Consider the following 19,884-nt stretch of genomic DNA (forward strand, 5'->3'; position numbering starts at 1 on the left):
CTCTACCGCCGGGTCGGCACCACGTAGGGACACGCCATGCGTGTCCAGCGGCAGATCAATCGTCGTCTTCTTCCGCCGCCTCGCGGCCCTGCTGGCGAATCAGCGCTTCTTCGCGCGCGTCGTTGATGGCGTGGCGCACGCTGTCCAGGTCGATGGTGGATTCGTCGTGCACGAAAGTGCCGGTGAGCGGGCTGTCGGGCAGCAGCTCGCCGGCCTCGAACAGCGCCCACATCTCTTCGCCGTACCAGGTGTCCAGCAGTTCCGGCGCAGAGCGGCCGAGGTAGGCAGTGAGGTTGTTGACGTCGCGCAGCAGCATGCTGCGCGCGGCGTTGTTTCCGCCCGCACTCACCACCTGCGGGAAGTCGATCACCACCGGGCCATCCGGGCCGACCAGCACGTTGTACGGCGACAGATCACCGTGGATCAGGCCGCAGCACAGCATCAGCACCACCTGGCGCACCAGCACCTGGTGGAACTCGCGGGCCTGGTCGGCCTCCAGTTCCACTTCGCCCAGCCGCGCGGCGGAGAAGCCCTCGGCGTCGGTGACCAGCTCCATCACCAGCACGCCATGGAAATACCCGTGCGGCTCGGGCACGCGTACGCCGGCGTCGCGCAGTTGGTACAGCGCATCGACCTCGGTGTTCTTCCAGGCGGTTTCCTGCTGCTTGCGGCCGTACTTGCTGGCCTTGCCCACCGCGCGCGCCTCACGGCTGCCGCGCACCTTGCGGCCTTCCTGGTACTGCACGCGCTGCTGGAAGCTGCGTTGGGCCATGTCCTTGTAGACCTTGGCGCAGCGCACGTCGTCGCCGCTGCGTACGACATACACGGCCGCTTCCTTGCCGCTCTTGAGCGGGCGCAGTACTTCGTCAATCACGCCGTCTTCGATCAGCGCCTGCAGGCTTTCGGGGGTCTTCACGTAGGCTCGGGTCGGGGGCGGGCGAGGGTGCGCCGGCCTGAAAGGGAGGGTCGGGGATTCTCGCACCTTCGCGTCGGCGGGGCCAATCGTGCGGCCCGTCCCGGTTCATTTGGCGGGCGCGGCCGCCAGGTCAGCGCAGGGCCTGCTCCCCGCGCAGCACCGGGTAGGGGTTGAGCGATTCCCCCTTCCACCACTGCTTCTCCGGGCCCAGCCGGTGGATCTCGAAGTGCAGGTGCGGGGCGTCCGGGCTGGCGTTGCCGGTGCTGCCGACGTAGCCGATCACGTCGCCGCGCTTGACCACCTGCTTCTCGGCCAGGCCATCGGCATAGCGCTGCAGGTGGGCGTAGTAATAGCAATACGTGCCGCCGGGCTCGAACTGGTACACCGTCAGCCCGCCGCGCTCGCTGTTGAAGAGTTTCTCGATGGTGCCGTCCGCCACCGCCAGCACCGGGGTGCCGTCGGGCGCCAGGATATCGATCGCATCGTGCACCCGGCCTTCGCTGCGCGCGTCGGTGAAGGTGTCCTGCAGCTGCGCGGGGGTGATGCCCTGTACGGGGAGGAGCAGGCCCGCAGGGGCCGCGGCGGATTCCGCGGCCAGCGCGGTAGCGCCGGGCTCTGCCCGGCTCGGTGCTACGGCCAGCGGGGTAGAGCCGGGCTCTGCCCGGCTAGGCGCCAAAACCAGCGGGGCAGAGCCCCGCTCTACGGCGGGGGCGGGGGCGCCGGGGGTAGCGCCGGGGGTAGAGCCGGGCTCTGCCCGGCTGAGCGGGGCGGAGCCCCGCTCTACCGCGACCTCGGACGGCCCCGATGCCAGCAGCCACCAGCCCACGGCCCCCATCACCACGCCCAGTGCCAGCAGTCGCGTCAGCATCATCAGGTCACTCCTGCATCACCACGGGTACCGAGGCGTCGACCGCATCGGCCACCTGCAGCGCGTCCCAGTTGGTCATCCGCACGCAGCCGTGCGACTCGGTCTTGCCCACGTGTCCCGGCTCGGGCGTCCCATGCAGGCCGTAGTGCGGCTTGGAGATATCGATCCAGACCCGGCCCACCGGATTGTTCGGGCCCGGCGGCAGAGTGGCCTTGCGGTCACCGGCCTTGGCGTCCCAGAACAGCTTGGGGTTGTAGTGGAAGGTCGGCTCGCGCGAGATGCCCAGGATCTTCCATTCGCCAATCGGCAGCGGGTCGTGCTGGCTGCCCGACGACACCGGGAACTGCGCGTATACCTTGCCGGCCGCGTCATACAGGCGCAGCGTGGAATCGGACTTGTCGATCACCAGCTTGGCCGCCTTGGGCAGCGCCGCCGGCGCGATATTGGGCACCTGGATGGTGCTGCCCGCCTTGCCCAGGTCCACGCCGGGGTTCAACGCCTGCAACAGCTTGGGATCGGCATGGAAGCGTTCACCCAGCGCCTCGCCTACCGAACCGAAGCCCAGCGCCTTGAGCTTGGCCTGCTCGGCGGGCTTCTTGGGAATCGGCTGGAACGGCCCGGCCACGTCCTCGGCGGTGAGCGTGTAGCTCACCAGCGGCGGCGTGTCGCCCGCGCGCAGGATTTCCCACGTGGCGTCGTCCAGCTCGCCGGTCACCTTCAGCCCGCGTGCCGCCTGGAAGCCGGCGACGGCACGCTTCTGGTTGGACCCCGGCAACCCGTCGATCTGGCCCGGCGAAAAATGCGCCCGGTCCAGCAGCACCTGCGCATGCAGATCCGAGCGCGGGCCGGTGGCAACCGCACCGTCTTCGGCAATGGGCGCGGGCAGGGTGGCGGGGGTCTGCGCCAGCGCGGGCGACGCAGCGGCCAGTGCGAGGGCAAGCAGGGAAGCGGAGGCAGGCAGTCGCAGCGGCATCGAATACTCCAAGGCAGGTTCAACCCCACCATGCCGGAGCGCGCTGCACAGGCCCTGTGAAAAGCCTGACGGGAAGCTGACCGTCGTTATCCCGGATTCGCGCCCTTGTTGCGCTTGCGCCAGTTGGCGAACACGACGTACGGCCAGAACCCCATCAGGCCGAGGGAGAATACGGTGCCGATCAAGGCCTGTGGCCAGCGCACCGGAACGCTCCATGCGATGCTGAGCAGCATCAGGCCCGACAGGATCATCGGGCCGCCAAGGAAGGCCAGCGCAAAGCCTTTCATGCGCGCGCTGGTCGGCCGGCCGCTGGTCAGGCCGCCGACAATGTCCGCGCTGGCAAAGTGGATCTGCAGGGGATCGGCGGTGGAACGCGCCGGCTCAGGCGTCGCCGCCGCGGGTGGGGCGACCGGCTGGTGCAGGTCCATCTCGCGCGAGGCAGGCTGCAGCAGCTCATCCAGGTTGGTCTGGCCGACCAGGGCTTTGAGTTTCGGGTCCACGATGCACTCCATGCGTCAGTGGCGCCGAGTTTACCGTGCCGCGATCGTGCCGCGATTGCCGACCCTGCGATCGGCAATCGCTCAACGCATGCTCAACGCACGTCGCGCAGTTCCCAGTGGTGGCCGGCGAGCAGGCGAAGGCGTTCCTTGAACACGTCGCTGTTGATGGTGGTGGTGGCGACCAGGTTGATGCGCAGGTCTTTCTGCTCACCGGTGACCGTCGCGGCGGGGTCGGTCGCGCCCCACTGCGATTCCACCGCATCCGGATCGGGCTGCTTGGCACGCCAGCGGTCGAACAGCTTGGTGGTCTGCAGCGCTTCCTGCAGCTCCTCGGCGAAGCCGGCGGCGCTCTGCGAGTGGAAGGAAAGGTCGGAATCGTTGCCGCGGGCCTTGGAAGGGTCCGGCAAACTGATGAAGTACTGCGACATGGTGGCCTCCGTTGAATGCGGCAAGCGTGGCAGATTCACGGTGCAATCGGTGTGCAGAAACCGGCCGCCGTTCGGACCGTCGCGGGGACGGTCCGGCGTCAGGTGTCAGGCGGTAAACGTATGCGGTTCGTCGGCGAAACCCACCGTCACCGCGCCCTTGCCCACGTTGACCATGCCGGTGAGGCTCATCACCGATTCGTACAGGTCCACCCCGTGCGCCCGGCAGGTCTCGCGCAGGTTGGCGTAGCCGGGCAGCGCCTGCAGGTCGGCCAGTTCGCCGCCGTAGCTCACGCAGACCGCCGGCGTCATCAGCCCGCCCTTGACCCGCTGGCCGACGAAGTCGAACAGCTTCTGCACCGCATTGTCGAAGCCCTTGATCTTGGCCACCGGGCCGGTCGTACCACGGTACCCATGCAGCACCGGCTTGATGTCCAGTGCGCTGCCCAGCGCGGCGCTGATCAGGCCCACGCTTCGGTCGCCCTTGTGGCGGGCGCGGGCGCGCATGTAGTACAGGTCGCGGGTGACCATGTAGCCGTGTACGTTCAACGCCAGCTGTTCCAGCCGTTCGCGGATCTGCGCCACGCCGGCACCGCTGTCGCGCAGGCGCACCGCTTCCACCGCGGTGATGCCCTGGGCGGCGAACAGGTTCTGCGTATCCAGTACCCGCAGCGCGAACGGCGAGTTGAAGCCTGCCGCCTGGCGCACCGGCTTGTAGTCGTTGAGGATCGCGAAGCTGGCCTGCATCGCGTTTTCGTAGATGGGGCTGCGGGTCTTGGTGATCGTCATGCAGAACACATGGTCGTAATCGATCACCAGCTTGCCCAGGAACAGATCACGGATCTGTACCACGCTGAAAGGAATGGTTTCCGCCTCTGCACCGTTCTCGGCGACATGGGCATGCAGGAAACTCAGGGTTGCCTGTTCGTCGCGGTGGTCGGCCAGCACGGCCTCACCGATCCGCACGGTAATGGGCAGCAGCACGATGTTGTGTTGCTGGATGAAGTCCTGCGGTAGATCACAGGCAGAGTCGACCACGATTCCGATGCGCATCCTGTTTGCCCCCTCCAGGCAGGGTGTAGGTTCGGAAATGTGAAAGCTATCTCAAAAACGATCCGGTTGCCTGACCAGGACTTTCATATTCGGCGCTGGCCGCTGCCAACGCCGCCCCGCCGGCATCATCCCGCCGGCCGGCTGCGCTCCACCGCCACCGGCAGTTCCACTACCCGCTGCCATTCCGGCTGCTGCAGCAGGCCCGGGTCGGCCAGCACCGCCACCATCAGCGGGTGGCTCTCGTTGCCCCAGAACAACTCGCCGTCGATGGCCAGGGTCGGCACGCCGAACACGCCGGCGGCAATCGCTGCTTCGGTGTTCTGGCGCAGCTGCTCCTTCACCGACGGCGCCGCCACGGCGGCGGCCACGTCGGCCACGTCCAGCATCGCGCCGGGCAGGGCCAGCGCCTGCGGGGTGTCGGCTGCGCGGCCGTCGCGCCAGATCCAGTTGAACAGGATGTCCACCGATGCCGGCGTCGCCCCTGCCGCAAGGCACAGGCGCAGCGCGGCCAGCGGGTTGAACGGGTGGCCGGGCGGGAAGCGCAGCGGCGTGCCCTGCTGCTGCGCCTGCCACAACACCTGCCGGTAGATGAAGCGGCGCTTGGCCGGGATCTCCGCCGGGCCCAGGTTGCCCATGTGGTGCAGCACCGCGCCGAAAGCGATCGGCACCGGGGTGATCCTGTCGAACTGGGGCAGGGTTTTCAGCTGCTGCCAGTGCAGGTAGGCGAAGGGGGAGACGAAATCGAAGTACCAGCGCAGGGTCATGGATTCCACCTTACCTCGAATACGCCCGGGGTTCGCGGGTCGCCGGGGCGGCGTAGCGGTCGCGCAGCTCGATCTGGCGCGAACGCATCGGCATGGCGCGCCCGCCCAGCCAGACCTGCTCGGCGTAGTGCGCCACATCCAGCGGGTCGCCTTCCCACAGCACCAGGTCGGCCAGCTTGCCCGGCTCGATGCTGCCCAGTTTGTCGCCCACGCCGAGCACCTGGGCGGGGACCCGGGTCAGGCCGGCCAGGCCGTCCTGCCAGGGCAGGCCGTTGGCCACCGCATTGCCGGCCAGCTGGCGCATCTTGCGCGCGTTGTGCGAGGCATCGTCGCGCTGGGCGAAGCTGACCTGCACCCCGGCCGCGTGCAGCCGCGCCGCGTTTTCCAGCGTGGCGCCCAACTGGTCGAAGCTGGCCGGCAGGTTGCCCAGTGCATCCACGAACACCGGCACGTTCGCCTGCGCCAGCAGCGGCGCCACCCGCCACGCCTCGGCACCGCCGGCAATGGCGATGCTCACCTTCTCGCGTGCGGCAAAGCGCAGCAGCTGGCGGATGTCCGCCGCGCGGTCCACCTCCACCACCAGCCGCCCCTGGCCCGCCAGGTAGCGCGCCAGCGTGGCGCGGCCGGCAGGGGTCAACAGGGCATGCGGCGAATCGACCGGCACCCGGTTGCGGGCTTCGCTCACCATCTGCTCCAGCAGCATCCACTGCGCCGCCCGCGAGCTGCCGGTGAGTTCGGCGCCGGACGACCCGAGCCGGATGAACAACGCCCGCGGGCCGATCGGATCGGCGCTGCCGTCCAGCCGCATCACCCCGCCCTGGCCGGCGATGAAGCTGCCGTCGGTATTGGCGCCCAAGGCAGTGAAGCCGATGCCGTCCAGCCGCGCCACCGGAATCAGCACCGAGGCCGGGTTGTAGGCCAGGGTCACGTCGAATTCCGGGCGCATGGGCTGGTCCTGAAGCTTCAGCCCGCTGTCCACGGTGGTGGATTCGCCGGAGACTTCGTCGATGCCGATATCGGTAATGCCGCCAAAGAACGCCGGGGTCAGCGGGCGGCCGTTGGCCTCCACCACGGTGGCGCCGGCGGGGGCGGCCAGGCCGGTGCCGACGGCGCGGATCACCCCGCCCTGGACCAGCACGTCGCTGTGTTCCAGGCTGCCGCGCGCGCTGGCGGTATGCACCGTGGCGTTGCGGATCAGCAGGTCCTGCGCCCAGCTGGCGGGCGCGGCGCCCAGCAGGGCCAGCAGGGCCAACAGCACCGGGCTGCGCCGCAGCGTACCGGCGCTGCGCGTGTGTCGATCATGGGAACGAACGTTCACGGGCGTGCCTCCTGGCCAAGCATGAAGTCCGACAGCGGCTGGCGGCGCACGTCGTTGCGGTCGTAGACCTGGTGGCCGTCGATGTAGACCTTTTCGGCCAGTGCGTAGGAACTGAAGGGGCTGCCATTCCAGACCACCACGTCGCCCATCTTGCCCACCTCCAGGCTGCCGGTCTGCTTCTCCACGCCGAGCGAGCGCGCGGCGTTGTAGGTCAGCCAGCCGATCGCGCGTTCCGGCGCGATCTGCATGCCGGCGCGGCGCGCGTTGGCAATCACCTTGGCTGCTTCCTGGTTGAGCCGCTGGATGCCTTCGGGCGAATCCGAATGGACGATCGCGCAGCTGTTGGCCGGGCGGTCGACCAGCGCGATGTTCTCCTGGATGCCGTCGAAGGCCTCCATCTTGAAGCCCCACCAGTCGGCCCAGAGGGCGCCGCAGACGCCTTCTTCGGCCAGCCGGTCGGCCAGCTTGTAGGCCTCCACGCCGTGGTGGAACGCGGCGATCTTGAAGCCGAACTCCTTGGACAGGTCGAGCATGGTGGCCATTTCATCGGCGCGGTAGCAGTGGATGTGCACGCGGATGTCGCCGTCGATGGCCCCGGCCAGCGTGTCCAGCTTCAGGTCGCGCTTGCCGCCGGTATCGCCGGCGCTGTCGCCCTTGTCGCTGCCGCCGAACCAGCGCTTGCGCTTCACCTTCTTCGGCGTGTTCTTGGCCAGGTACTCGCTGGCATCGATGAACGCGGCGCGGTAGCCGGCCACGTTGCCCATGCGGGTGCCGGGCGCCACGCCCTTGCCGCCGCCGTAGACGCGCTTGGGGTTCTCGCCGCAGGCCATCTTCAGGCCCCACGGCGCGCCGGGGAATTTCATGGCCTGGTAGGTCGTGGCCGGCACGTTCTTGAGCGTCACGCCGCGCCCGCCGACCAGGTTGGCCGAGCCGGGCAGCACCTGCATCGAAGTCACGCCGCCGGCCAGCGCCGCGGCAAAGCCGGGGTCCTGCGGCCACACCGAATGCTCGGCCCAGACGTTGGCGGTCACCGGTGCGGTCATCTCGTTGCCGTCGCTGTGCGCGCTGACGCCGGGGCTGGGGTAGACGCCCAGGTGCGAATGCACGTCGATGATGCCGGGGGTGACCCACTTGCCACTGCCATCCACCTGCACCGCGTCGGCGGGCACGTCCAGCGCGCTGCCCACGGCGGCGATGCGGCCGTCGCGCAGCAGCACATCGGCCTGCTCCAGGCGCGCACCGGTGCCGGTGAGCACGGTGGCGTTGCGGATCAGCACCGGTGCCGAGGCGATCGGCGCATAGGTGCTCGGGTACGGATCCTGCGTGAACCGCGAGGCGGCGGGCGCCGACGGCGCGGCCAGTGTGAACAGCGCCAGGCCCAGCCCAGCGGTCAATCGAGTGCGCATGTTTTCCCCGGTGTGGCATGAACGAACCCCGGTGACGCTATCCGCTGGGTGCCGCCTTGCCAAGTGGCGAACCGCCTGCGCCGCGCGCCGGCAGCTTGCCAATTCGATGTGGCGCAGGACAATTGCCGGGTAGCCCGACGGGGTAGAGCCGACTGTTAGTCGGCTGCTCTGGGTAGGTAGAGCCGACTGGGTAGAGCCGACTGTTAGTCGGCTGCCGTAATAAAAAAAAGGAAAAAACATGAAAAACAAACAGGAAATCGTAACGAACTGGCTCCCACGCTACACCGGCGTGCCGCTGGACCAGTTCGGCCAGCACGTGCTGCTGACCAACTTCGGTGGCTACCTGCACACCTTCTCCCAGCTCACCGGCGCACCCATCCAGGGCATGGACCGGCCGATGGCCAGCGTGACCAGCGACGACATCACCCTGATCAACTTCGGCATGGGCAGCCCCAACGCGGCCATCGTCATGGACCTGCTGTCGGCGGTGATGCCCAAGGCGGTGCTGTTCCTGGGCAAGTGCGGCGGGCTCAAGCGCAAGAACCAGCTGGGCGACCTGATCCTGCCCATCGCGGCGATCCGTGGCGAGGGCACCTCGTCGGACTACCTGCCGCCGGAAGTGCCGGCACTGCCGGCGTTCGCGCTGCAGCGTGCGGTCTCCACCACCATCCGCGACCTCGGCCACGACTACTGGACCGGCACCGTCTACACCACCAACCGGCGCGTATGGGAACACGACGAGGCATTCAAGGAAAAGCTGCGGCTGATGCGCTGCATGGCCATCGACATGGAGACCGCCACCCTGTTCGCGGCCGGCTTCGCCAACCACATCCCGATCGGCGCGCTGCTGCTGGTGTCCGACCAGCCGATGATCCCCGACGGGGTCAAGACCGAGGCCTCCGACGCCAAGGTCAGCTCCCAGTTCGTCGAAAACCATATCCAGATTGGCATCGAGGCGCTTAAGCTTATACGGCGCAACGGCAAGTCGGTCCGCCACCTGCGCTTTGACGAGTGATGGCAATGGCATGGGTGGGCGCCCTGGAGGCGCGCCGCCCGCAGGGGTATTGAATGGACGTGGCGGCACAAGTAGTGGAATTCTGGCGCAACGCGGGGCCGCAGCAGTGGTTCGCGCGCGATGACGCGTTCGATGCGCGTTTCCGCCAGGCGTTCCTGGACGAACACTACGCCGCTGCGCGCCGTGCGCGCGAGCATTGGCTGGGCACGGCCGACGGCGCGCTGGCGCTGATGATCCTGCTCGACCAGTTTCCGCGCAATTGCTTCCGCGACACTGCCCATTCCTATGCCACCGACGGCCTGGCCCGCCACTACGCGATGCGCGCGGTGGAGGAGGGCCTGGACCTGCAGCTGGTGCCGAAGCTGCGCGCCTTCATCTACCTGCCGTTCGAGCATTCCGAAGACCCACAGGACCAGGAACGGTCGGTGTCGATGTTCGACGCGCTGGGCGACAAGGAATACCTGCAGTACGCCGAACTGCACCGCGACATCATCCGCCGCTTCGGGCGGTTTCCGCATCGGAATGCGGTGCTGGGGCGGATGCCTACGCCCGAGGAGCTGGATTATCTTGCCGAGGGTGGGTTTGCTGGCTGACGGTTGCCGTGCAGCGACGCATGGCGTCGCTCTACCTGGGGTTGGTGGGCAAACTGTTTGAACAAAAAAACGCCGGCGATGCCGGCGTTTTTTTCGTGCATCGCGATTGAATCCGCGATCAGTACTTCGGCACGCTGTTGTCCACTTCGTTCGACCAGGCATCGATGCCGCCGGTGATGTTGTAGACCTTGCTGAAGCCCAGTGCACGGAACTGTTCGGCAGCCTGCGCGCTGCGGCCACCGTGGTGGCACAGGAAGGCCAGCGCGGTGTCCTTGGGCAGGGCTTCCAGGCGCGCGCGGTTGTCGCCGTCGAAGGTCTCGAACGGGGCGTTGATCGCGGCAATGGCGCGCTCGTCGGCCGGACGCACGTCCACCACGATGATGCTGCCGGCGCGGCGCTGGTCGTCTGCGTCACGCACGGCCAGTTCCTGCACCGCCTTGGGCGCGTTCGGGTTGTCGATGGCCAGGCCCTTGCCGCGGATGTCGTCCACCCAGTCGATGGTGATGCCTTCGGCGCGGCGCGCGCTGGCCGCGTCGAACTGCACGCGCAGGCCGTTGGACTCGGCGGCGATCGCGTTGTCGTCGTGCGGGGCCAGCTGGAAGTTCGGCTGGTAGCTGGCATCGATGCCCAGCTGCAGCGACGCGCCGGGCGCGTCGGCCAGTGCGCCACGCAGCATTTCCACCGCGGCCGGGGTCACGGTGATGCGCGGCGGGGTGCGGTCCGGTGCGGCCAGGCCCAGCACGCTGCTCAGTTCACCGCTGCCTGCCATCTGCAGGATGATGTCGCTGCCGCCGACCAGCTCGCCGTCGATGTACAGCTGCGGGATGGTGGGCCAGTCGCCGTAGGCCTTGATGCCTTCGCGGATGTCCTGGTCGGCCAGCACGTTGACGTGGGCAAATTCGACACCCAGGTCGTTCAGCGCGCCCACGGCCTTGGCCGAGAACCCGCACTGCGGCATGCTCGGCTGGCCCTTCATGAACAGCACGACGCGGTTGGCGTTGAGAATGGATTCGATGCGCGAGCGCAGGGCGGGATCAAGGGACATGACGGTCGGGTCCGGGTATTTTCGAACCGCCCATTCTACGCGGCATGGCATCATGGGGCATGACCGAACCGGAAACGTTGCATCGCATTCCCCGCCGCCCGTGGCGCTGGCTGCCCTGGCTGGTGCTATCCCAGCTGGCCGTGGCGGCCGTCTGGTGGGCCTGGGGCTGGATGGCAGGGCTGCCGCTGATGGTGGCCTCGCACGCCCTGTTCATGGTGCCGGTGTTCCTGCCCAACAGCCGCTTCTACGCGCCGGTGCTGAGCCGCCTGCCCGGTAACGCGCCGCAGGTGTGGCTGACCATCGACGACGGCCCGTCCGCCGAAACCCCGGCGGTGCTGGACCTGCTGGACCGCTACCAGGCCAAGGCCACCTTCTTCATGGTCGGCGAACGCGCCCTGGAGCAGCCGGCGCAGGTGCGCGAGGTGCTGGCCCGTGGCCACGAGCTGGGCAACCACAGCCACCGCCACCCCCAGACCCGTTTCTGGCGGCTGGGCCCGGCCACCATGGCCGACGAGATCGCCCACTGCCAGCAGGCCCTCACCGACATCGCCGGCGCCCCACCGCGCTGGTACCGCTCAGTGGTGGGCATGACCAACCCGTTCGTCGCACCGGCGCTCAAGCGCTGGGGCCTGACCCGGGTGGGCTGGAGCGCGCGCGGCTTCGACGGCGTGAACTGCCAGCCGCAGCAGGTCGTCGACCGCATCACCGCCACCCTGCGCCCGGGCGCCATCGTGCTGCTGCACGAAGGCGCGGCCCACGGCCACAACCTGGCCATCATCGAGGCGGTGCTGAAGGAAACGCAGACCCGCGGTCTGCGCGCGGTGTTACCGATCCCTAATGGGGGGCATCCACCGTCGGATGCGCATCCTGCCACTGCTGGTGAACCCAGCTCCCCAGCGACGCCTGCGCCCACAACAACGTGATCGACAACCCCAGCGCCAGCACGCCGGTCACCCGGCGCCGCTGATGCTGCAGCACGCTGCCGATACTCAGCAGCAGGCCGACCACGGCCACCCCCAGGCCCACGAACAACATCACCAGCACCGCCACCGGCACCTCGTGCATGCCCGCGTAGCGGGGCAGGTGGGCCACATGCGCGGTCACGGCAAACACCACCAGCGCCACCAGGCTCACCACCAGCGCGGCGATCCCCAACGCGGAATGGCGCGGGCGCGGTGCGTTCACGCCGCGTCTCCGCGCACCGCTGTCACCAGCCAGTTGTTGAACGGCGTGTTGCCGTACAGCGGCGTCATTTCCACCTGCAATCCGGCTTCATCCAGCGGCGCACGCACGCTGGCGGCGTCCGGGTAGTGCCGCGGCCGCGTGCCCATCCAGCCCACCAGATGGGCCAGCATGTCGGTGATACGGGTCGTGCGGTCGCGGCCGCTGTTGTCGGCCAGCGTCGTGCGGATCACCAGCCGCCCACCCGGCGCAACCCGCGCGGCGGCCTCGCGCAGCAGTACTGGCTGGGCCTCGGCCGGCAGGTATTGCAGAACATCCAGCAGCGCCACGCTGCCGTGGTGGTCGGGCAGGGCAGCGCTGGCATCCACGCAGGCAAAGCGTGCGTCGGCGAGAGCGGCACGCGCCCCGGCGCGCTGCGCACGGGCGATCTTGTCCGCATCGATATCCACGCCGAAATACGCCTGCGTGCGCTGGTTCTGGCGCAGCACATGCGCCAGCAGCCCCAACCCGCAGCCGATATCCAGCAGCGGCTGCGAACACGGCGTCAGCGCCGCCAGCACACCCGGATACAGCGGATCGCTGCCGAGCTTGCCGCGGCTGTAGTAGTAATCGCGCCGGTTGCCGAAGCGCTGCGCCGGCATGAACGCATCGGCGATGCGGTGGGCCTGTTCCCTGGCCAGTGGTAACGCGTCCGTGCTCAGTGTGCTGCCTCGTCGTCGAGTAGTGTGCGGGCGACCGGAAGGGCGCGCCGCGTCCATTCGGTATACATCGCGCCGGAGGGGTGCAGGCCGTCGTCGACCAGCATCGCCGGCTCCGCGCCACGTGTGCGGCTGATCGCGGTGATGTCCACGAACGCCACGCCGTGCTCGGCACAGATGGCCTGCGCGGCCGCGTTGTAGGCGTCCAGTTCGCGCGCGATCTGCACCGGGTCGCGGTGGTTGTCGCGTGCATACGGGGTCACGCCCCAATCCGGAATCGACAGCACCAGCACGTGCCGCGGCTGCTTGCCGGCAAAGCCAATCGCGCGCTGCAGCAGGGCGGTGAAGCGCGGGCGGTAGTCGTCCACGCTGCGCCCGCGGTACTGGTCGTTGACCCCGATCAGCAGGCTCACCAGCCCGAACGGACCGCGCGGAGCGGCCGCATCGATGCCGGCGTCCAGCTCGTCGGTGGTCCAGCCGGTGGTGGCGATGATCTGCGGTTCGGCCACCACGTGGCCGGCTTCCTGCAACGCCGTGGCCAACTGCACCGGCCAGCGCTCGGCCGGGGCCACGCCCTCACCGATGGTGTAGGAATCGCCCAGCGCCAGGTAGGCCAGTGCCACCTCAGGCGACCGCGCTGCGCGGCTTGATCGGAACCACCTTGGTGTTGGCCTCGGCGCGGCGCGCCAGCGCCCGGTCGATGCGGGCGAACACGTCGCGCATCACCTCGGCTTCGGGCAGCAGGGTCACCCGGAAGTGGTGGCGGTAGGGCACGTTGAAGCTCGAGCCCGGTACCACCAGCACGCCTTCCTCGTTCATCAGTTCCAGCGCGAAATCATGGTCGTCGAAGCTGCGGGCGGCGGGGCCGACCACCGCCGGGAACGCGTACAGCGCGCCGGCGGGGGCCACCAGCGACAGGTGCTCGCTGGCATTGCAGGCCTCGATCACCGCGCGGCGGGTCTCGTACAGCCGGCCACCGGGGGCGCACAGCGCCGACACCGTGTCCGGCCCGTTCACCGCCGCGTCGATGGCGTACTGGCCCGGCACGTTGGCGCACAGGCGCAGCGCGCTGAGCAGGTCCATCGCCGCGCGGAACTCGCCCAGCCGTTCGGCCGCGCCGGACAGCATCGCCCAGCCCACGCGCCAGCCACAGGCGCGGTGCACCTTGCTCAGCCCGCTGTAGGTGATGCAGGGGTGGTCGCCGGCCAGCGGCGCAACCGGCTGGAACGCGGCGCCGTCGTACAGGATCTGGTCGTAGATCTCATCGACCATCAGCAGCAGGTTGTGCTTGGCCGCGATGGCCACGATGCGCTCCAGCAGCTCGCGCGAATAGCTGGCGCCGCTGGGGTTGTTCGGGTTGATCAGCACGATGGCGCGGGTGCGCGAGGACACCAGCGACTCGATCTCCACCGGGTCCGGCTGGAAGCCGTTCTCCGGCGCGCAGCGGTAATACACCGGGCGGCCGTCGTTGAGGATGGTGGCCGCCGACCACAGCGGGTAGTCGGGCGAGGGCACCAGCACTTCGTCGCCGGGGTTGAGCAGGGCGCGCAGCGACAGGTCGATCAGCTCGCTCACGCCGTTGCCGATGAACACCCGGTCCGGATGCGCATCCGGGGCTCCCCGGCGCGCATAAGCCGCGGCGATGGCCTCGCGGGCCTCGGGCAGGCCCTGCTGGTGGGTGTACGGGTCGGTGCGGCCCATGTCGTCGGCAATGGCGCGCTGCAGGTGCTCGGGCGCGCGGAAACCGAAGTTGCCGGGGTTGCCGATGTTCAGCTTGATGAGCTTGCGGCCCTGGGCCTCCAGCTCACGCGCTCGCCGCGCCAGTTCGCCCCGGATCTCGTAGCGGACTTCGGACAGGCGCTCGCGGGTGGCGAGCGGCTTCAGCGGGGGCGTGGACATGACTGGGCCGTGGTTCGGGCATGGAAATCGCATGGTAGCGGAATTGTTGCGTTGCAGGGCAAGGGGGAAAATCTCAATACCGGCGGGCAGTTGTCGGCAATGGCTCGGAACAAAGGACAGGTAGAATGGCCCGATGAGCGAACCAATCGATTTCCGCGCCCTGCAGACCATGGGCTGGCCGTGGGCAGGCGCCCCCGAACTGCCGGCCTGGCAGGCCCTGTTCGACGCGCACCCGCAGGCCCGCCCGGGCCGGGTGGTCGAGCAGCACCGCACCGGCTACGTGGTGGCCGACGCCCCCGGGGCGGCAATCAAGACCGAATCCCCTGCCGAGTGGCAGCGGCCGCGCTTCCCCAGCCACGAGCGTGCGGCGGTGGGCGACTGGGTGCTGCTGGACGGCATCCTGATCGTGGCCCTGCTGCCGCGGCGTACCGCGATCAAGCGTGGCGCGGCCGGCGAGCATTACCACCAGCAGGTCATCGCGGCCAATATCGATACCGTGTTCATCGTCTGCGGGCTCGACGCCGACTTCAACCCACGCCGGATCGAGCGGTATCTGATGCTGGTGGGCGGTGGCGGCGCGCAGCCGGTGGTCGTGCTGACCAAGGCCGACCAGACCGAGTACAGCGAAGACGCCTTGGCCGTACTGGAAGAGCTGGCGGCGCAGGACATTCCGCTGCTGGCCATCAACGGCCGCGACCCGGCCAGTGCCAGCGCCCTGCTGCCGTGGCTGGGTGCGGGCAAGACCGTGGTGCTGGTCGGCTCGTCCGGCGCCGGCAAGTCGACCCTGACCAACACGCTGCTCGGCTACGAGCTGATGAAGACCGCCGAAGTGCGTGGCAACGATTCCAAGGGCCGCCACACCACCACCCACCGCGCGCTGATTCCGATGCCGTCGGGCGCCTGCCTGATCGACACCCCGGGCATGCGCGAGCTCAAGCCCACCGGCGAAGAGGCGCTGGGTGAAGTGGGGTTCGCCGACGTCGAAGCATTGGCCGCACAGTGCCGCTTCCGCGATTGCGCCCACCAGCGTGAGCCGGGGTGTGCGGTACGTGCCGCCATTGATTCGGGCGAGCTGGATGAAGAGCGCCTGCTCAACTACTTCAAGCTGAAGGACGAAGTGGCGGCGGCGGCGGCCAAGCTGGCCGTGCGCCAGGCGCAGCAGGCGCTGGAGCGCAAGCATGTGAGCAAGGGCGCGCAGTGGCGCCCGCCGGGAAAGAAGCGCTGAGAGACCGCTCGTAGAGCCACGCCCTGCGTGGCTGTACTCCCTTCCGGGGTCATGAACGCCTGATCGTTGGCCTCATACCCTGCTAATGTCCGGCCTATGAACACGCCCATGACCCTGGATCGTGACGTGGCCCACCACACCGCGCTCGACGCGCGCCTGGTGGAGGCCGTTGGCGGCATCAAGCTGCTCGGGCTGACCAGCTGGCCGGCGTCGCTGCAGGCCCCGTTCCTGGCCAGCGTGGCACGCGGCCAACCGGTGCTGCCGGTGCTGGAGTATCCCAAGCTGGATTTCGCCGACACCCGCCGCGAGCTGGCCGCGATCACCGCCCAGTGCGATCCCAACCACCCCATCGGCCTATATGTGCGGCGTTCCGCGCACAGTTGGGACCTCGCCGCCGGGCTGCTCGAATCGCTGGGCACCGCCGCCGTGGACCGCTATTCGGTGGAACTGTTCGGCTCGCCCGAGCAGCCACTGCCCGGCAACGGCCCCAGCACCCGCGAGGCCGCGCGCCACTTCATCCAGATCGCCCAGGAGCTGGACCACGAACTGCTCGCGCCGGAAGAACAGGTGCCGGTATCGGCCACCGCGCTGCAACTGCAGCTGCAGAGCGACCTGGACGCGTTCTTCGAATCGCGCATCATCACCGTGCAGCTCGACCCGGAGCTGATCTCCAAGGCGGCCGCCGGCCCCACCCGCATCCGCCTGCGTACCAGTGCGCGCTTCAGCGCCTACGACCGCGCACAGCTGTTCCATCACGAAGCGCTGGTGCACTCGCTCACCGCGCTCAACGGCCGCGAACAACCGCACCTGCCCAGCCTGGCGTTGTCCTCGCCGCGCGTGACTGCCACACAGGAAGGCCTGGCCACGTTCGCCGAACAGATCACCGGCAGCATCGACATCGAGCGGCTCAAGCGCATCAGCCTGCGCACCGAAGCCATTGCCATGGCACGCGAGGGTGCCGATTTCATCCAGGTGTTCCGCTACTTCTGCGATGCCGGGCAGAACAACGAAGAGAGCTTCGCCTCGGCCCAGCGCGTATTCCGCGGCGTACCGGCCACCGGCGGTGCGGCATTCACCAAGGACACCGTGTACCTGCGTGGGCTGGTGTCGGTGCACACCTTCTTCCGCCACATGCTGGCCGAAGACCGCCTGCAGGTCTGCCGCTGGCTGTTCGCCGGCAAGATGTCGCTCACCGACGCCATCGACTTCGCGCCGCTGTTCGAAGAAGGCATCCTGCGCCCGCCGCGCTGGCTGCCGCATTGGGTGAGCCGTGCCAACGGCCTGGCCGGCATGCTCGCGTTTTCGCTGTTCGCCAACCGCATCCGCATGGATCAGCTTGCGGCGGAGTAATCGGCAATGGACGTTTGATCATTAAATGAGACATGTCTGATGTACTGCAGAGAAGGCTCACTGCACTATTCGCTCTGAGCGGATGTCAGCCCGTCTGCGGACTTTTTCAACCCCCTTGGAACGTCGCAGGCGGGCTGGCTTCCATCTCCCGCGCTGGAACAAGCTTCGTGGGCGTGCGCTTGGATCGCTCATACTTCATGAATCCCGTCGCACTTTTGGCTGGCCGGGCAAGAATGTAAGAATCCCTTCATGTTGCGTCTCCACGATGGCCGCGCACCTGCATTACGCAGGCACCTCCATCACGCAACGGACCCCCATGCTCAACCGACCCCTGACGATCGCCGTGGCGATCGCACTGTGCGCTGCCAACGCACATGCTGCCGACGTGGATGCTGCACTCGATGCCGGCGCCGCGCCCAGTGCGCGCACCCTGGACGCCGTGTCGGTGATCGGTCAAGGCGAAACCCGCCAAGTACAGCGCATCACCGCCGTCGACAAGCAGGTGCTGCCGCCGGGTACCAGCGCGCAGAAGATCCTCGACCGCCTGCCGGGCGTATCGGTGCAGTCCAACGACGCGTTCGGTGCCAATGAGGAATCGCAGACCATCAGCCTGCGTGGCTTCGACAAGAGCCGACTCGGCTACACGATGGACGGCATTCCGCTGGGCGACAACAGCTACGGCAACTACAATGGCCTGAGCATTGCGCGTGCGCTGATCGCAGAGAACCTGGCCGGTGCGGAACTGTCGCAGGGCATCGGCTCGCTCGGCGTGGCCTCCACCAGCAACCTGGGCGGCACCATCCAGTATTTCTCGCAGGACCCGTCCACCGAATTCGGCGGTCGCGCCAGCGTCACCGAGGGCGATGACAACCAGCGCCGCGGCTTCCTGCGCGTGGACACCGGCGACCTCAACGGCTTCTCGGCCTATGTCTCCGGCGTGCACCAGGACGCGGACATGTGGGCCGAACCGAACCAGAACCAGACCACCCGCCAGTTCAACGCCAAGGCGGTGTGGAACGTGGGCGACCACCGCTTCGGTGCGTTCGCCGCCACCTCGCGGGTCAGCCAGGCCAACTACGCCTATCTCTCCAAGAGCATGCTGGAACGCGGACTGGGCTGGGACTGGAACATCTACGCGCCGGATTGGGACCGCGCCGTGGCGGCAGCGTACTGCGCGCCGGCCACCTACAACGCGCAGCGCTGCGCCTTCAGCGGCGGCGTCAACAGCATCGACGACGCGTATTACCAGAGCCGCGCGCTGCGCGACGACAACCTGTATTCGCTGGACGCCGATCTCGCACTGGGCGACAGCGCCCGCCTGAAGCTGTTGGCCTACCACCACGAGAACCGTGGCCAGGGCCACTGGTGGGCACCGGGGCAGGCGTCCAACCCGGGTACGCCGCAGGCGCTGCCGATCTCCATCCGCAGCACCAACTACACCATCAACCGCCAGGGCGTCACCGCCGCGTTGAGTTGGCAGCTGGGCCTGCACGAGCTGGAAGCCGGGCTGTGGTATGAGCGCAACGACCACAACGTCGAGCGTAACTTCTACTACATCACCGGCCCGTTCCTCGACGACGGTTACCTGAATTATCCGAACCGCCGCCTGTTCGACCAGGACTACGACATCCGTACGCGCCAGTTCTACGTGCAGGACCGCATGCGGTTCCTCGACGACCGCCTGACCGTGGACGTGGGCATCAAGAGCCCCAATACCCGCATGACCGCCGTGTCCAAGCCGGGCACCGAAGCCAGCTATGCCTCGGGCACGCTGACCGCGAAGGAATCGGTGCTGCCGCAGGCCGGTATCGGCTTCAAGCTCAACCCGAACAACGAGGTGTTCGCCTCGTACGCCGAGAACATCGCCGCCTTCGTCGGCGGTGGCAGCGGTGGCCCGCTGCAGGTGTCGCCGGAGTCGTTCGCGGCCAGCGTGGACGACCTGGAGCCGGAGAAGTCACGCTCGTTCGAAGCGGGCTTCCGCACCTTCGGCGAGAAGTACCAGGCCTCCATCGCCGCCTACCACGTGATGTTCGACAACCGCCTGCTCTCGCTCAACCCGTGCACCAGCATCGAAGTGGGCACGCGGCCGGAGTGCATCACCCGCTTCATCAACGTGGGTTCCGTGAAGAGCCAGGGCGCCGAGCTGACCTTCATCTTCAAGCCGGTGGACGGCCTGCAGTGGTACAACGCGCTGTCGTGGAACAAGAGTACCTACCAGGACGACTACACCTCGGGCGGCGCGGTGGTGCCGGTGGCCGGCAAGATCACCGTGGATACGCCGCAGCGCATGGCGTCGAGCGAGATCAGCTGGAACCGCGACGGCTTCTTCGCCAGCCTGCGCGCCAAGTACACCGGCAAGCGCTACTACACCTACACCAACGACCAGTCGGTGCCGGGCGTAACCACCTTCGACGCGGGTACGGGGTATTCATTCGGGCCGGGGCTGGGCTTGCGCGACATCAAGGTCTCGCTCAACGCCACCAACCTGACCAACAAGCGGTACGCGGGACAGCTGAGCTCCTTCGCCCCGACCGACCCGACCGGCACCCGCTACGCGATTCACGCCAGCGCACCAAGGCAATTGTTCATGACCCTCAGCGCGGAATTTTGATTCCGCGTCGCCCGACCAACGGTCGGGCGCTACCGATCCATGC

At 68.1% G+C, this 19,884-nt stretch carries 20 protein-coding genes; 6 read left to right on the forward strand and 14 right to left on the reverse strand.

Going from position 1 to position 19,884, the window contains the following annotated elements:
• Window positions 1-55: 55 nt before the first annotated feature.
• From ACREPD_RS10770 to ACREPD_RS10810, 9 genes are all read right to left on the reverse strand, one after another.
• The gene (locus ACREPD_RS10770; protein ID WP_431599333.1) at window positions 56-916 is read right to left on the reverse strand and encodes a PA4780 family RIO1-like protein kinase; all 861 of its coding nucleotides are present in this window, start codon (window positions 914-916) and stop codon (window positions 56-58) included.
• 130 nt (window positions 917-1,046) lie between these two features.
• On the reverse strand, window positions 1,047-1,787 hold the full coding sequence (locus ACREPD_RS10775) for a M23 family metallopeptidase (RefSeq protein WP_431599334.1): 741 nt from the start codon (window positions 1,785-1,787) through the stop codon (window positions 1,047-1,049).
• 4 nt (window positions 1,788-1,791) lie between these two features.
• Window positions 1,792-2,757, reverse strand: coding sequence for a L,D-transpeptidase family protein (locus ACREPD_RS10780; RefSeq protein ID WP_431599335.1), 966 nt, complete (start codon window positions 2,755-2,757; stop codon window positions 1,792-1,794).
• Between the two features lie 86 nt (window positions 2,758-2,843).
• On the reverse strand, window positions 2,844-3,257 hold the full coding sequence (locus tag ACREPD_RS10785; RefSeq protein WP_431599336.1) for a hypothetical protein: 414 nt from the start codon (window positions 3,255-3,257) through the stop codon (window positions 2,844-2,846).
• Between the two features lie 92 nt (window positions 3,258-3,349).
• Window positions 3,350-3,685: a hypothetical protein gene (locus ACREPD_RS10790; protein ID WP_431599337.1), complete on the reverse strand. Its 336-nt coding sequence runs from the start codon at window positions 3,683-3,685 to the stop codon at window positions 3,350-3,352.
• A 105-nt stretch (window positions 3,686-3,790) separates the two neighbouring features.
• Complete coding sequence (locus ACREPD_RS10795) at window positions 3,791-4,735, reverse strand: DegV family protein (RefSeq protein ID WP_431599338.1); 945 nt, start codon at window positions 4,733-4,735, stop codon at window positions 3,791-3,793.
• Between the two features lie 125 nt (window positions 4,736-4,860).
• Complete coding sequence (locus ACREPD_RS10800; protein WP_431599339.1) at window positions 4,861-5,499, reverse strand: 2-hydroxychromene-2-carboxylate isomerase; 639 nt, start codon at window positions 5,497-5,499, stop codon at window positions 4,861-4,863.
• Window positions 5,500-5,509: 10 nt separating this feature from the next.
• The gene (locus ACREPD_RS10805) at window positions 5,510-6,757 is read right to left on the reverse strand and encodes an amidohydrolase family protein (protein WP_431599372.1); all 1,248 of its coding nucleotides are present in this window, start codon (window positions 6,755-6,757) and stop codon (window positions 5,510-5,512) included.
• Between the two features lie 56 nt (window positions 6,758-6,813).
• Window positions 6,814-8,223: an amidohydrolase gene (locus tag ACREPD_RS10810; RefSeq protein ID WP_431599340.1), complete on the reverse strand. Its 1,410-nt coding sequence runs from the start codon at window positions 8,221-8,223 to the stop codon at window positions 6,814-6,816.
• 238 nt (window positions 8,224-8,461) lie between these two features.
• Here ACREPD_RS10810 and ACREPD_RS10815 point away from each other — a divergent pair, with 238 nt between their 5' ends.
• Window positions 8,462-9,238: an AMP nucleosidase gene (locus ACREPD_RS10815; protein WP_421569270.1), complete on the forward strand. Its 777-nt coding sequence runs from the start codon at window positions 8,462-8,464 to the stop codon at window positions 9,236-9,238.
• Window positions 9,239-9,291: 53 nt separating this feature from the next.
• Window positions 9,292-9,831 (forward strand): DUF924 family protein, encoded by a 540-nt coding sequence (locus ACREPD_RS10820; protein ID WP_431599341.1) that lies wholly within the window; start codon window positions 9,292-9,294, stop codon window positions 9,829-9,831.
• 118 nt (window positions 9,832-9,949) lie between these two features.
• Here the strand turns inward: ACREPD_RS10820 and grxD are convergent, their stop codons facing one another.
• On the reverse strand, window positions 9,950-10,876 hold the full coding sequence (gene grxD, locus ACREPD_RS10825; protein ID WP_431599342.1) for a Grx4 family monothiol glutaredoxin: 927 nt from the start codon (window positions 10,874-10,876) through the stop codon (window positions 9,950-9,952).
• A gap of 59 nt (window positions 10,877-10,935) precedes the next feature.
• Here grxD and ACREPD_RS10830 point away from each other — a divergent pair, with 59 nt between their 5' ends.
• Window positions 10,936-11,799 carry a polysaccharide deacetylase family protein gene (locus tag ACREPD_RS10830; RefSeq protein ID WP_431599343.1) on the forward strand — a complete coding sequence of 288 codons (864 nt, stop codon included), beginning with the start codon at window positions 10,936-10,938 and terminating at the stop codon, window positions 11,797-11,799.
• Here the strand turns inward: ACREPD_RS10830 and ACREPD_RS10835 are convergent.
• Genes ACREPD_RS10835 through ACREPD_RS10850 form a run of 4 tightly spaced genes read right to left on the reverse strand, consistent with a single transcriptional unit; the run spans window position 11,711 to window position 14,655 of the window.
• Window positions 11,711-12,061, reverse strand: a complete 351-nt coding sequence (locus tag ACREPD_RS10835; protein ID WP_431599344.1) for a hypothetical protein — start codon at window positions 12,059-12,061, stop codon at window positions 11,711-11,713. The genes ACREPD_RS10830 and ACREPD_RS10835 overlap by 89 nt on opposite strands.
• Window positions 12,058-12,738 (reverse strand): methyltransferase domain-containing protein, encoded by a 681-nt coding sequence (locus ACREPD_RS10840; protein ID WP_431599373.1) that lies wholly within the window; start codon window positions 12,736-12,738, stop codon window positions 12,058-12,060. Before ACREPD_RS10840 ends, ACREPD_RS10835 begins: the two co-directional genes overlap by 4 nt.
• Before the next feature lie 17 nt (window positions 12,739-12,755).
• Window positions 12,756-13,379 (reverse strand): SGNH/GDSL hydrolase family protein, encoded by a 624-nt coding sequence (locus tag ACREPD_RS10845; RefSeq protein ID WP_431599345.1) that lies wholly within the window; start codon window positions 13,377-13,379, stop codon window positions 12,756-12,758.
• Window position 13,380: 1 nt separating this feature from the next.
• Window positions 13,381-14,655 carry a pyridoxal phosphate-dependent aminotransferase gene (locus tag ACREPD_RS10850; RefSeq protein WP_431599346.1) on the reverse strand — a complete coding sequence of 425 codons (1,275 nt, stop codon included), beginning with the start codon at window positions 14,653-14,655 and terminating at the stop codon, window positions 13,381-13,383.
• A 133-nt stretch (window positions 14,656-14,788) separates the two neighbouring features.
• Between ACREPD_RS10850 and rsgA the strand changes: the two genes are divergently transcribed.
• The 3 genes from rsgA (at window position 14,789) to ACREPD_RS10865 (ending at window position 19,841) form a co-directional block, all read left to right on the forward strand.
• The gene (gene rsgA / locus ACREPD_RS10855) at window positions 14,789-15,880 is read left to right on the forward strand and encodes a ribosome small subunit-dependent GTPase A (RefSeq protein WP_431599347.1); all 1,092 of its coding nucleotides are present in this window, start codon (window positions 14,789-14,791) and stop codon (window positions 15,878-15,880) included.
• Window positions 15,881-15,976: 96 nt separating this feature from the next.
• Window positions 15,977-17,230 carry a flavohemoglobin expression-modulating QEGLA motif protein gene (locus tag ACREPD_RS10860; RefSeq protein WP_431599348.1) on the forward strand — a complete coding sequence of 418 codons (1,254 nt, stop codon included), beginning with the start codon at window positions 15,977-15,979 and terminating at the stop codon, window positions 17,228-17,230.
• Window positions 17,231-17,546: 316 nt separating this feature from the next.
• Entirely contained in the window at window positions 17,547-19,841 is a 2,295-nt protein-coding gene (locus ACREPD_RS10865) for a TonB-dependent receptor (RefSeq protein WP_431599349.1), read from the forward strand.
• The last annotated feature ends 43 nt before the right edge of the window (window positions 19,842-19,884 follow it).

The organism is Stenotrophomonas sp., assembly GCF_050737075.1.
In the GTDB taxonomy this organism is placed as follows: Bacteria; Pseudomonadota; Gammaproteobacteria; order Xanthomonadales; family Xanthomonadaceae; genus Stenotrophomonas.